The following is a 12,147-nucleotide window of genomic DNA, read 5'->3' as shown; positions in this document are numbered from 1 at the left end:
CATGCAATTTTTCTAAGAGGAAAATATCCTTATTATATTCTCTTCGGAGTTATTTATATTCCTCATTTTTAAATTTAACCTGCGTTACTTTGATTTTTTTAGCGTTAATTCAGATTTATCTACATCAAATACAAAATCATCAATCAAGATAAACATTCTTTGACGAATCATTATCCACTTCCTTACTTTTATATTTCTTACTTACTTATAGAATTAGTCTAAAAGAGGTCACGTATTTAATTCAAAAACCTACCCATTCCATTCTTCGAGAAACGCCGGATCATTATTTTAATCAAAAGCAGTTTGCTGATTTTTTATCTGAACATGGATTGAATTACGATAAGCGTAAATTAAATGTATATTATAGTCGAGGTAAATTGCCGAAAGCGGATATTTGCTGGTACCCCGTAATGGAGTAAATCTGCAGGCGAAAAATTATTGTGAACAGAAGAAAGATAAATTGAAAAAGGATTAAGGGGGAATCTCCCAGCGGGGGATTTTGTCATGATTTACTGTTTAACCTATATTCAAGATAAAGGTTCTCGTATTATTCGGTGGAGAAATTTATTTTTGAGTAAGAAAAGGTTAGAAAGAATCAATCGTTTTCACATTTTAAAGAGTCAACAATTAGTGTATTTTTAATTGTAAAATGTACTTTGATAACAACTTTTTGAAACGCTATATTATATATCTGTTATTCGACAATTTTTGATTACTTTGCCGGGAAGTACCAGCATTTTTTTATATCCATCAGTTTGAGGATATAAAAAATTTATTGAACTTAAAATTGTAAGTGCCCTCATCTACTATAAATATTGTTAATAGAATGAAAAATATGGAATTTTTTTAAAATCTGTAAAACTTATAATGTATGAGGATAAACAAGAGTCAATGGCTCATAAAAATCCATTATTAACCAGATTTATAAAAATACATCCAATGGTTATAGAATTCGTTAGGATATATAAAATAATAGTAAAAATTAAGAGTAGAGGAAAGGATTTCGTTTTGAAACTTTTTGATTTTACTTTCCTGAAATTTAGAAATATAAATGTAATGGAAATACTCTAAAATGGCTAGTTTAGTTTCAAGTTAAATTGTGACAACCTGTGGAGGAATAGACATGAAAACACAATTAGCCATTTGGGCAGGGAAAACAGCAGGAACATTGAGTCAAATAATAGGTTATGGAGGGAGTACCATCCCTGGGGTTGTGGCAAGGAAATTGGATGGTAAGTTTTTGCGTCATTTAAGAAAGAATGCCAGATCAATCATCTATATTACAGGAACCAATGGAAAAACGACTACCGCGAATTTGATTGCTCACCTACTTGAATTTTGTGGAAAAACGGTGATAGCCAATCGCGAGGGATCTAATATGGTTACTGGAATATCTGCAACAATGGTTCGCAATGCTCCAATTATTGGATGGATGATGAATGATGTGGCAGTTTTGGAAGTAGATGAAGCAAGCCTTCCTAAAGTTGTATTGGAGTGCCCGCCTGATTATTTGATTTTGACCAATTTTTTTCGAGATCAGTTGGACAGGTATGGAGAAATTGACATTTTAATTCAAAAAATGAAAGATTGTCTGAAATCCATTAATGTTAAGCTCATTTTGAATGCGGATGACCCGTTTGTCCATCGGTTTTCAGACCTTCAAAAAGAGACAATATATGTCGGTTTAAGTGCCAATGCTTGCCGATTTCATACATACAATATGGGAGAATCGAAATTTTGTCCAATTTGCCAAGAAGAGCTCTCATACAGCTATATACATTTTGGTCAGTTAGGGCATTATTATTGCAGTTGTGGGTTTACACGGCCCCAGCCTGCCATTTTTGTAGAAAAGGTTTTTCAAGGCAAAAAAGGGATTCAGCTTATTATGGATGGGGAGAAATATTCGACTACCCTAAGGGGAAAATATAATGCATATAACGCCTTATTTGCAATTAGTGTGTGCCAAGCTTTAGGAATGGAATCAAAAGCAATCCGGAAAGGGTTTATGTCCTACCAAAAAACAGATGGAAGAATGCAGGAATTTTCTATCGGTAATGAAACATGGAAACTTAATCTTGTGAAGAATCCTGCTGGGGGGAACGTTACGCTTTCCGAGTTTTTTCAATCAAAAGAAAAGAAACAATTGATTTTTTGTTAAACGACCTTCTTGCTGATGGGGAAGACATTTCGTGGATTTGGGATATCGACATGGAATTGGCCAACCAAGATGAAGTAGAAGTGTTTATTGCAAGCGGTAAAAGAGCATATGATGTTGCGATTAGATTGAAGTATGCCGGCGTTGATGAAAAAAAAATTATCATTTTGCCAAACTTGAAACAGGCAGTCCTTTATGCTAAACAGAAAGGGTTTCCAGCTTATATCATGGCTACGTATACTTGTCTTTCACCTTTAGTTACCCTACTTACAGGGGAAGAAGTACTTAAAAAAGGAGATGGGTATTTTGGAACTTTTACTATACCATTTTTGCCCAGACACTCTAAACCTTTATGGGGACAGAGGAAATATTATTTGCTTAAAGAAACGGTGCGATTGGAGGGGAATCTCTCTTCGCATCGAAGAAATCAAGAACCCTGAGGATGCAAGACAGGCGGGCTGTGATCTATTTATGATTGGCGGCGGCAGCGACCGGGAACAATCCATCGCCACTACGAGACTTGTACCCCTTATTAAGGAAATCAAAGCGTGGATTGAGGATGGGGTCTCTGCCCTTACCATCTGCGGAGGGTACCAATTTTTAGGGGATTATTATGAAATTAAAAATGGAGAAAAATTAAAAGGAATGGGTATCTTACCTTTTTACACAATAGCAGGTGAAGATAGACTTATGACCAACCTTTTAGTAGAGTCCAAACAATTTGGGAAAGTGGTTGGATTTGAGAATCATGGAGGGAAAACTTACCACTACTTTAAGACACTTGGAAAAGTTATTAATGGATATGGAAATAATGAAGAAAGCGGCGGCGAAGAGGGTCTTCATTACCATCACCTAATCGGAACCTATCTTCATGGCCCTATTCTACCGAAAAACCCCAAAATTGCCGATTACTTAATTGAAAAGGCGTATGAACGAAAGACTGGGAGGAAACTAGAACCTCTCGATGATGAAATGGAGAACAAAGCAAACCAGACCGTATGGGAGAGATTCCTGCACACTAAACGGAAAAAATATAAAAATGAAACGTGAAGACATAATTTCATTTATATTTGGTAAAGTGCTAACCTTAAAGGGAAATCGCTTCTTTTTTATTATTTTGGTTGGTGTTGATTAGTCTTGTTTTGGAGAGAAGCAAACATGCCAGTGGGGAATATAGGCGACTAGCCTGCTTTTTGCCGTTCAAAATTGAGTGAAAACCAATGATAAGGGCAGTTTGTGAGCTTCTTTTGTTCTTTACTGCTCCTTATTTTATACTTGGCTTTGCCTCAGTTTAAATCCAAAAAAGAGCAAACTTGTAAAATAGGAAACCATGTTGAAATATTAACCCTTAATATCGGATGATTTCGGCTATATTTTGGCTACCTTATATAACAGTCCTTATCAGCTTGAGATGAAATTTCATCTGTCATTTTAATAATTTTTTCAAGTCTTTGATACTCGTTCAAATTCACCATTTCCAAATAGATATTATTGAATAATGATTTACTTTATTACTGTAAAAAAGGAGATTCCCCAAGAGGAATCTCCCTTTCACATTTAAAACAGTCCAAAGAATTTCTTTCGTTTCGTCGGTTCTGACTTTTCACTAATTATTTGATTGAAAATAATCGAGTAATCCTTGGTAAACACCTTGAGCTACTTTATCACGGTAATCAGAACTTTCAACAACCGAATCATCCTTGTTATTTGTAAGGAAGCCAAGCTCAATGAGAGTACTTGGTCGTGAATTGTTGCGTAAAACACTCAAGTTATCAAATCTTGTCCCTTCGCTATTTAACCCCGTTGCTTGGACGACTTTATTTAAAATATCGAATGCTAAAGGGTTACTGATTGCCGGTAGTAAAAATCGGTTATCCCATTGACCGATGGGTCTCTTGTCCAATTATAGTGAAAACTAATAAAAGCATCCGCAAGGTTTTGGTTTGAGAGAGCTGCTCGTTGTAGTAAAGGAACATACGAATCGTCGGTCCGAGTAACAATGACATTGGCACCTGCGTTTTCAAGTTCTTGTTTAACGGCTTCCGCTGTAGGTAAGGTTAAAGATTTTTCTGGTGTTCCGGCAATACTTGTTGCTCCGTCATCCTTTCCTCCGTGTCCCGGATCCAGCACAATGAATTTTCCTTGAAGGGGCTCAGTGGATGGGTCAGATGTCTGAATCCCTGTAATAGATGCAGTCGATTGAGTTTGTCCGTTTTCGTTAAAAGCAACGATTTTCCCCGTTGTTGTTGGACCTGCAATAACAGGTGCGTCTTTAGCGAGGTAATCTTCATAGACCCACCCATGGATGCCAGAAGAGGACACCATTTTTGCCCATCCAAATTGTTCCTCCTGAATGTCTATTTTGGTTCCCCGTTTTACTTTACCTATAACTGGACTCAATAAACTCGGATTTTTTCGAACGTTTAAAACAGCTGCTTCTACGGTTGCTCCTATATTTTCATTGGATCCTGCCTTATCTTCGGAAGAAATCGTAGTTGCATAAACCGTTTGATCCCTTTCAAAGGGAATAAAAAATAGGGGTGATAGGACAAAAACACTTACAACAGCCAATACTTGCTTCATTCGGGTTGCTATCACTTTAGTAACCTCCATCCTACTTAAACTACAATACTAGGATGGACAGGTTTCTATCAAAATATAATCTATTTTTAACATTTAATTGATGGAGAAAAAACCCTAGGCAAGGATTCTCGAGGGCTTATATATGAAGGTATACATTATAGCTCATTTAAGCTTAATCAATTCTTAAAATGGATTCTCTACATCATTTGGAAACTATATGAAATTTTAACAATTTGATAATAGTTTAGTATCAAAATAAGGATTAAAATAGCTCAGTAGGCAAATATGAGTCTCTGAAAGGATGAAGAATAATGAAAGCAATTCTTGTAGTGAGAAACTTTAATTTCAGAGGAATTACAGAAGGTATACATAGGGTAAAAAGAAAGGAAATCGAAGAAATATTTGCTACTGATTTTGTAGCAAATCATTTGATTAACGATTACTCTATCAGTTATAAGCAGAATGAAAACATTGTAACAGTTGGGATTGAACATATTCAGAGCGCGGTGGGTTTAGAACCATATCATAAAATGATTTTTTGTTTTGAGAAAGTTGAACAGGCTGATGAGTTTACAGTTATGATGGATCATCAATTTGAACTATGTGAAAAAGCTGGGATTAAGCTCGTTTAAAACGTCGGTCATTTATGAATGGCTTCGGCGAATCCGGAGAGAAATGCCATATGGTGCGGTTCTGGAAAGGGTATAGGCTGATGGAACTGGTTCGATATAGCGCCTTGCGGCGCTTTTTTAACTGCAGAACAACAGAAATAAGGGTACATATAAAAAACCTCCGAAAATATATACCTGTATGACAAAAGCTATTCCCAAACCGCCCACTGTGTTCCATTCTTTTCTGAATCCTCCAAAGTAGAAGAAGAATCCAATATGAAGAGCGAGTGCTATATTAAAGGCAATGGACAGATTAGGAGTAGGAGAAAAGTAAAGGCTTATTGGAACGCTTAACACAAAAAAAATGAGGTTGAACACTATTCCGAGCAACGTACTGCCTTTGGATTCCTCATGGTCCATATGATCATCCCTTTTTAAATATTCAGTACATTGTATGGTTAACTCGTTTTTTTTATTTCGATTTGTCAATAAAAAAAGGAAACTCCTACAGGTTTCCTTTTCGTATTAATTCACCTCTTAGGAACTCGATGCTCTCAACGAGCAATCCATTTCCTAAAGCGATTGACCAAGTAGTGATGGTACAGTAACAAACCGATAGCCTTGAGCCTTCAAATGATCAATGATTTGTGGGAGGGCTTGTAGTGTCCCATTCAGTTCCCCTGCACGGCTGGCTAGGCAATGTTCCAGAATGATCCCTTCTGGTGAAACTTCCTTGTTCACTGTCTTGACAATGGCGGGGGCTGGAGTCCCTTTCCAATCTTCTGTGTCGACAGACCAGTCAATGATGCGATAGCCAAGATCATGGATTAGAGTCACTTCTGTTGGCGTCACCATTCCGTAAGGTGGTCGAAACAATGTAGTTCGCTGACCCGTAATCTGCTGAATTTCGTTTTGTGTAGAAACAATTTCTTGAGTAATTTGTGCGTTGTTAAGTGTCCATAGTTTCGGATGATCCCACGAGTGATTCCCAATCGCATTGCCTTCTGCCACAATCTTTTTCACTATATCTGGGTAACGTTTGACTTGTTTTCCAACCATAAAAAAGGTTGCGGGCACTCCTTTTGCATGTAAAATATCTAAAATCCTTGGTGTATAGTAGTTATCCGGACCATCGTCAAATGTTAGCGCCACCTGTTTCAGCTTCGAATGTCCCTCATAGATAACAACAGCAGGAAACTGTTGATAAAGAGTTTCCACCCGCTGTCGATTGTATTGCTTTTTGTGTCCAAGATTTACACTTTTCTTTTTCTGCTCTATTTGGTAACCATTCGCACTATTCTTTTTATTATTTGATGTACAGAGGAATAGAGCAGCACTGCTAATGAGCAAACAGGATAAAAACAAAATCATTTTACGCTGATTCATAAAATCACCTATATTTTAGTATAATCTTATTTCTATCGAGGTCTTTCGCATTTGATAGATAATTATCGCTGAAACATATTAATTTTAACACGCGAAATTTTTTACTTGATATTTATTTACAGAAAAAAAATAAAAGTAAAAATTCCCATTTAACGCCGATCACTTTTTGAATCGGCGTTTTTAATTGCAATGGTGTCTTTTCTCTGCAGATTTGGTCATTAAGAACAAACAAGGCACCGATTAGTATCTCTACTCGGTGCCTTGATTTCTACGGGATAGAGGATCCATTACCCAATTTCGTATGCAGGGAGTGCGACGGCAACGGAAGCATAAAGGTAAGGTCATTGAAAATGAGGGTTTATACTCTGAAACGTGCGAAACCTGTTTGGGAGAGTGCTATATATTTGAATGATCCACGAGCGCTGAAGCGAGCGCTAGTGACACGGACCGTGGCGGGGGCATGAACACAGGAATGGAAAGGGTCTTAGGTGAACCATCACGCTATGGCGCGATGGTTTTTTTATTCTAGTTTTTTTGTGTAGTAGTTCGTCTTGTTTGGGGCATCGACCCCCAACAAGACGGCTTTATTCCAAGCTATGCATGGATGAAGCATAAAAAAATATATAAAGAGTGTTGTGTTACTTTGTCAACGTTTTATTCTATTGTTAAGTTGACTAAGTCAACGGGAGGGGAGAAAATGAAACACTCAACTAAACGAATTGTTGAAACGTTCCCGAAATTTAAAGGTAAATTAAAGGCTTGTGAGAACATATATGGCTGTTCTCTGTGCGATTAGAGGCTCCCGAAATAAGATGCTAAAAGCGTTTTATGATAAAAAACGAGAAGAAGGAAAACCCTTTTTAGTAGCCATGATTGCTTGTGCAAATAAACTAATCTACTGGATTTTTGCATTACTAAAAAGCAAAGTATACGTTGGTTTTATTCATCTTGTTGTGTAATTAAATATAAAAAAAGTGCTGATAAAGCCAATACCTATTAGAAATGAAATAAACGGTAAATCACGGTCAGATGATTTTTTAAATATAACGACCGCTAAAACAAACGAAAAAACAGAACCAATAAGTAAAATTCTATTTACACACAGAATTAAAATACTATCTAACCACAGCAAAAAAATTTCTCCTTCTATTTTGATTATGATATCCATGAAAAAACTGGAAAAGAAAAAAAGAGAGTGAATAAAAAGGTACCCCTTATTGTCCTAAGATCTGAACATAGTTGTCATTACTTTTGATTTTATTTTCGATTAAATAATTATAACAATCGAACTTAATTTATATTGAGTTAATCCCTAATTTGAACAGTGGATATTCCTTCCTCTAGTACAATAATTATGGCTTATAATTAAATTATAAAAGCAATTTTTTAAGTTCTGATGAATTTTATGTAAACGTTTTCTAAATTTCACCCCAATTGTGAATTACAGATAATAAACTTGTTGAAGGAAAGAGAGAGGATGGGGCTTCTTCATGAACCGTTTATATGGTGGTCATTTTTGGTTATTGTACAAAAGGAAACAAGTTAATGGAAGATGTATTAGAGTGTTTTGTTATAATATGGTTATAAATATGTTGGGTAGGGAACTGGATTATGGAAATTTTGATAAGAGATTTTGCTAGTAACTGTTCATTAAATAAATTTGAAGTATGCTAGCTTGAACAAGGTGAAATTGTGTCATCGGTAAACATTTTAATATTCTTAGAATTTTCTTTAGAATTGAAGTATCTAATTAAGCAGTTTAATTTAACAATGAGGATATGATTATTTATAAATTATACGATGAACAACAAAATGAAAATAACACTATTCCTTTTATAGTGGGTAAGTTTAGAGGATTAACAACCTAAAACTGAAATGATCCTCTTAAAAATAAAGTTCCCTTTTTCTAATACAAAAGAAAAATTGTGAAATATTGCACTTTAACTACTATGAAAATAAACTTCTCTAATTTATTAAATGTGTATTACAGTCGAGGAAAAATACCGAAAGCAGATGTTGAACTTTCTGGTACACCCTATTGAAGTAAGTCTATAGTCGAAAAGTTTTGCCAGAGGGATAAGGAAAGATCGAAAAAGGAATAAGGTGTAGAAGTTTTTAATGGGATAATGATTCAAAGTAGCTTGAAGATTTCAAGCTACTTTTTTGATTTAATCGGTTAATATTCAGATCGTAAGAAGTCTTTAACCTCATTGTTATTCCGAATAATCTTCTTCACACTCAAACGACTATATGCTTTAAATTGACGACTCAGTTATAATCAGTGAAACTTACCGGTCCATAATCAAAAATCATTTTCCTTCATCGTCCTTAGGAATAATTTTATACCGGAAAGCAGAAGGCAAACTGATTCTTATTCCCTCGATAAATGCTTGAATGAGGTAAACATGACAAAATATCAAAAACGTACGGTTTATAACTTAGGATTCATGGAAAGAAAGAGGATTTTCGGGTAAAGATGAGTTAAGAAAGAAACGGAAATACACCTAAGATTGATAAAGAAGTTTTACAACAGATGGAACTAAAAAGGATGAACAGCCCTTCTTATCTAGAGCGTATTTGTTCTCATTTGAATAGAAGGGCCCGATATCTAACAATCGTAAAATATAAAAAATGTTTCATCGATCATTTGTTGTACTTTTTCCATCTTTTTCTTCTATTTGATTTACTTTATTCCCTGTGTACTTAATTGAACTAACTAGCATGAGGAGAGTTAAAATTAAACATCCACCCATAATCAACAAAAAATGATGCACCCAATTAATGAGAACTGAAAACTCCATTTACATCCTCCTCGTATAATGACCTTCATTTATTATTTTCTTTTTATGTAAAAAAATCTCTACATTCTGTAATTCAATAATGTGAATAATTTACATTTTTAAGTTGAGTATTTATTTGACCATTACATTGGTTATGGAAAAGAAATCAAGATTGAATATTGATTCAAATTCATCTTGGATTTGAATTCTTTTATTTAAAGGGTCGATTTTCATTACAAATCCAACACGTGGAAGTAAAAAATCCGTCTTTCCATGTTGTAATTTCTAAAAGTAATTTGGTTTCCATGCTTTTAGATAATAGCTGTTCCATCTCTTCTATTTTCATTTCATCCAGCAGTGGTCTAGGAGTTTTTTGTTCATCGTGCGAAAGATCCTTTAACAATTTGATGGATTCCGGCATGAAAAAACCTTGCCACTTCTTCATTCCACGATCTTTATGATCTTTATTCATTAAAAAAATCCCCCATTTTTATTTATTTCAAGAACATTTGTTCTTATTTTTCAATAGGGTTGTTATAAAAATTTTGGATATGTCTATATCCTCTTTTCGTTTTTTTATCAGTCATGCAGCCTGATCTTTCTTCAGAATTCATGACGTTAAAATTTAAGGTTAAATACATACAGAAAGACTTTGGCGGCAGCACGACGGACTGATCAGAAAGGATAAGCACCATTCTGTCATTCCGTACGTGTCGCTTCGGCATTAAATGGACCGATAACCACGGTCTGTACGGCTATCGCCTACATTCCGTGGGTTCCTGTTGCATTTACGGCTAACGCCGCCATACCGAACGAACCGAAAAAACGGAAAATCATGAGATTGAAAGATTAAAAAAATAATAGACAAAAGGAGAGCAGCCGAATAAACGGCTGCTTTTATTGTTGATTTTTCCCTTTTGCCTTCCGAATCGTAAAACAGCGCAAGCTTTCTAACCTTCCAGCCAGCAGGACACCCGAACCTTTCCGGCTAGAACCCAAGAAAGTTAGTCAATCGGTCAAGGGGCAAAAAACTTTTTTGCTTAAAGGCGACTTACGCAACAGCAAAAAACTTTTTGTGCAAAGAGCACCCTTGACCCATTGCCTATGCGTGTTTTTCGTTCTACTTGCAAAAGTGGAAAAATCATCCCCCTTTGGGGAACTTACTCGCTTCGCAAGTCAAAAGGAAAAAGAAAATCTAAAAAAATCAAAAATTATTAAAAAATCAAAGGAGAATAAGCAAATGACAAAAGGTGTTTATGAAATCATTACAGAAAAAATCATTGAAAAATTAGAAAAAGGGGTTGTACCGTGGCGCAAGCCATGGACCAATTCAAACGCGGTTAATTGGAAAACACAAAAGCCATATCGAGGAATCAATATTTTTCTAGTAGAACCTGGAGAATATGCTTCCAAAAAACAGATTTTAGAAGCGGGTGGACGAATCAAAAAAGAAGAACTAAAAAATTCTCATATCATTGTCTATTGGCTTTGGAAAGAGACGGAGGACGAAAAAACAAAGGAGAAAAAGACTTTTGCCAAACCCTTTTATTACCGAGTTTGGGAGATTACTAAACAGTGTACCGGCTTAGAGAGTAAAAGATGGATGGAAACCTTTGAGCATGATCCGATAGAAAAGGCGGAGGAAATTTTTAAAGGATATATCGATTCCCCAGATTACACGTTTCATACAGGTAAGGCGGTTTATTATCCAATATGGGATCGAATCAATTGTCCTCCGATAAAAGATTTTAAGATTCCAGAGGAATATTATTGCACGTTGTTTCACGAAATGACGCACAGCACTGGACATCAAAGCCGTTTAGCTCGACCAGGAATCATGACAGAAGGAGTTGCGTTTGGGGATGAAGTGTATTCCAAGGAGGAATTAATAGCCGAAATGGGTGCGGCGATGTTGTGCGGAGTGGCCGGAATTGATAACAGTACCATCGAAAATAGCGCAAGCTATATTGATTCATGGTTACGAGCTTTAAAGAAAGATAGCCGATTAATTTTACAAGCCGCTGCTCAAGCACAGAAAGCAGCCGATTATATTTTAGGAGAATCTAAGAATCAATCTACAATAGAAAATTAAACATACATGGATATTCAAATTTACAAATACAAACTTCACCGGCTGACAAGTCAGCCGGTAGAAGGAATAATCGAACAATTGGACTTAATCCGGAGTGTAAGTAAAAGGAGTGAAAGAGATGAAAGTTTTTCAAGTTGTTTATTTTGCAAAAGGGCTTCAAAGGGTATCGATTGTAGTTGCCCAAAATGAAGAACAGGCAGAAAAAATGGTTTCTAAAAATTTTAATATGAATGATCATTACGAATTAGATAGGATCCATGAATGTGAATTGAAAGCTGAAAACATTCTCCATACGGAAGTAATCGAAATTATTTGATATACATGATTCCTAGTTCGTTTACTGGTGTCGGGAATACAGGTAAAAACACTTGATTATTGGAAACCATACCGGCCGGAAAGGAGCAGGTATGGTTTCACGGGTGGATGAAAAAAACAATCATTTTTTTCTTGACAAAAGCAGTCATCGAGCTTGCTTGTCGGTTGCTAAAGCAATCTAAATTCATCAGGATGTAAAATTTTCTGATATTAAAACCCTCATTG

The 12,147-nt window shown here is 35.7% G+C and carries 10 protein-coding genes and 2 pseudogenes; 7 read left to right on the top strand and 5 right to left on the bottom strand.

Going from position 1 to position 12,147, the window contains the following annotated elements:
• Positions 1 to 1,123: 1,123 nt before the first annotated feature.
• The 3 genes and pseudogenes from ACZ5XR_RS29015 to ACZ5XR_RS29005 all read left to right on the top strand — a co-directional run bounded on the left by ACZ5XR_RS29015 (position 1,124) and on the right by ACZ5XR_RS29005 (position 3,205).
• Positions 1,124 to 2,158, top strand: coding sequence for a Mur ligase family protein (locus ACZ5XR_RS29015; protein WP_464502770.1), 1,035 nt, complete (start codon positions 1,124 to 1,126; stop codon positions 2,156 to 2,158).
• Positions 2,152 to 2,343, top strand: a pseudogene (locus tag ACZ5XR_RS29010) (DUF1727 domain-containing protein); the annotation flags it as partial. The gene ACZ5XR_RS29015 and the pseudogene ACZ5XR_RS29010, both read left to right, overlap by 7 nt.
• A 109-nt stretch (positions 2,344 to 2,452) precedes the next feature.
• On the top strand, positions 2,453 to 3,205 hold the full coding sequence (locus ACZ5XR_RS29005) for a type 1 glutamine amidotransferase (RefSeq protein WP_464502769.1): 753 nt from the start codon (positions 2,453 to 2,455) through the stop codon (positions 3,203 to 3,205).
• Between the two features lie 556 nt (positions 3,206 to 3,761).
• On the opposite strand, the gene ACZ5XR_RS29000 is transcribed toward ACZ5XR_RS29005, so the two are convergent.
• Complete coding sequence (locus ACZ5XR_RS29000) at positions 3,762 to 4,058, bottom strand: N-acetylmuramoyl-L-alanine amidase family protein (RefSeq protein ID WP_464502768.1); 297 nt, start codon at positions 4,056 to 4,058, stop codon at positions 3,762 to 3,764.
• Positions 3,992 to 4,753: an N-acetylmuramoyl-L-alanine amidase gene (locus ACZ5XR_RS28995; protein ID WP_464502767.1), complete on the bottom strand. Its 762-nt coding sequence runs from the start codon at positions 4,751 to 4,753 to the stop codon at positions 3,992 to 3,994. Before ACZ5XR_RS28995 ends, ACZ5XR_RS29000 begins: the two co-directional genes overlap by 67 nt.
• A 296-nt stretch (positions 4,754 to 5,049) precedes the next feature.
• Between ACZ5XR_RS28995 and ACZ5XR_RS28990 the strand changes: the two genes are divergently transcribed.
• Positions 5,050 to 5,370: a hypothetical protein gene (locus ACZ5XR_RS28990; RefSeq protein ID WP_464502766.1), complete on the top strand. Its 321-nt coding sequence runs from the start codon at positions 5,050 to 5,052 to the stop codon at positions 5,368 to 5,370.
• A gap of 552 nt (positions 5,371 to 5,922) precedes the next feature.
• Here ACZ5XR_RS28990 and ACZ5XR_RS28985 read toward each other — a convergent pair.
• Positions 5,923 to 6,735: a polysaccharide deacetylase family protein gene (locus tag ACZ5XR_RS28985; RefSeq protein WP_464502765.1), complete on the bottom strand. Its 813-nt coding sequence runs from the start codon at positions 6,733 to 6,735 to the stop codon at positions 5,923 to 5,925.
• Positions 6,736 to 7,505: 770 nt separating this feature from the next.
• Between ACZ5XR_RS28985 and ACZ5XR_RS28980 the strand changes: the two are divergent.
• Positions 7,506 to 7,694, top strand: a pseudogene (locus tag ACZ5XR_RS28980) (hypothetical protein); the annotation flags it as partial.
• A gap of 1,677 nt (positions 7,695 to 9,371) precedes the next feature.
• Here the strand turns inward: ACZ5XR_RS28980 and ACZ5XR_RS28975 are convergent.
• Positions 9,372 to 9,536, bottom strand: coding sequence for a hypothetical protein (locus tag ACZ5XR_RS28975; protein WP_464502764.1), 165 nt, complete (start codon positions 9,534 to 9,536; stop codon positions 9,372 to 9,374).
• Between the two features lie 190 nt (positions 9,537 to 9,726).
• Positions 9,727 to 9,987 (bottom strand): YolD-like family protein, encoded by a 261-nt coding sequence (locus ACZ5XR_RS28970; RefSeq protein ID WP_464502763.1) that lies wholly within the window; start codon positions 9,985 to 9,987, stop codon positions 9,727 to 9,729.
• Positions 9,988 to 10,755: 768 nt separating this feature from the next.
• Between ACZ5XR_RS28970 and ACZ5XR_RS28965 the strand changes: the two genes are divergently transcribed.
• Both ACZ5XR_RS28965 and ACZ5XR_RS28960 read left to right on the top strand, forming a co-directional pair.
• The gene (locus ACZ5XR_RS28965; protein ID WP_464502762.1) at positions 10,756 to 11,607 is read left to right on the top strand and encodes an ArdC family protein; all 852 of its coding nucleotides are present in this window, start codon (positions 10,756 to 10,758) and stop codon (positions 11,605 to 11,607) included.
• A gap of 118 nt (positions 11,608 to 11,725) precedes the next feature.
• Positions 11,726 to 11,923 carry a hypothetical protein gene (locus tag ACZ5XR_RS28960; protein WP_464502761.1) on the top strand — a complete coding sequence of 66 codons (198 nt, stop codon included), beginning with the start codon at positions 11,726 to 11,728 and terminating at the stop codon, positions 11,921 to 11,923.
• Positions 11,924 to 12,147: the final 224 nt, after the last annotated feature.

This window comes from Neobacillus sp. Fa239, from assembly GCF_055395235.1.
This window is presented reverse-complemented; position numbering and strand designations above follow the sequence as displayed.

Coding starts and splice junctions, on each gene's coding strand:
- ACZ5XR_RS29005 (WP_464502769.1), top strand. CDS start 2,453: ATGGGTATTTTGGAACTTTTACTATACCATTTTTGCCCAGACACTCTA.
- ACZ5XR_RS29015 (WP_464502770.1), top strand. CDS start 1,124: ATGAAAACACAATTAGCCATTTGGGCAGGGAAAACAGCAGGAACATTG.
- ACZ5XR_RS28985 (WP_464502765.1), bottom strand. CDS start 6,735: ATGAATCAGCGTAAAATGATTTTGTTTTTATCCTGTTTGCTCATTAGC.
- ACZ5XR_RS28975 (WP_464502764.1), bottom strand. CDS start 9,536: ATGGAGTTTTCAGTTCTCATTAATTGGGTGCATCATTTTTTGTTGATT.
- ACZ5XR_RS28965 (WP_464502762.1), top strand. CDS start 10,756: ATGACAAAAGGTGTTTATGAAATCATTACAGAAAAAATCATTGAAAAA.
- ACZ5XR_RS28990 (WP_464502766.1), top strand. CDS start 5,050: ATGAAAGCAATTCTTGTAGTGAGAAACTTTAATTTCAGAGGAATTACA.
- ACZ5XR_RS28960 (WP_464502761.1), top strand. CDS start 11,726: ATGAAAGTTTTTCAAGTTGTTTATTTTGCAAAAGGGCTTCAAAGGGTA.
- ACZ5XR_RS28970 (WP_464502763.1), bottom strand. CDS start 9,987: ATGAATAAAGATCATAAAGATCGTGGAATGAAGAAGTGGCAAGGTTTT.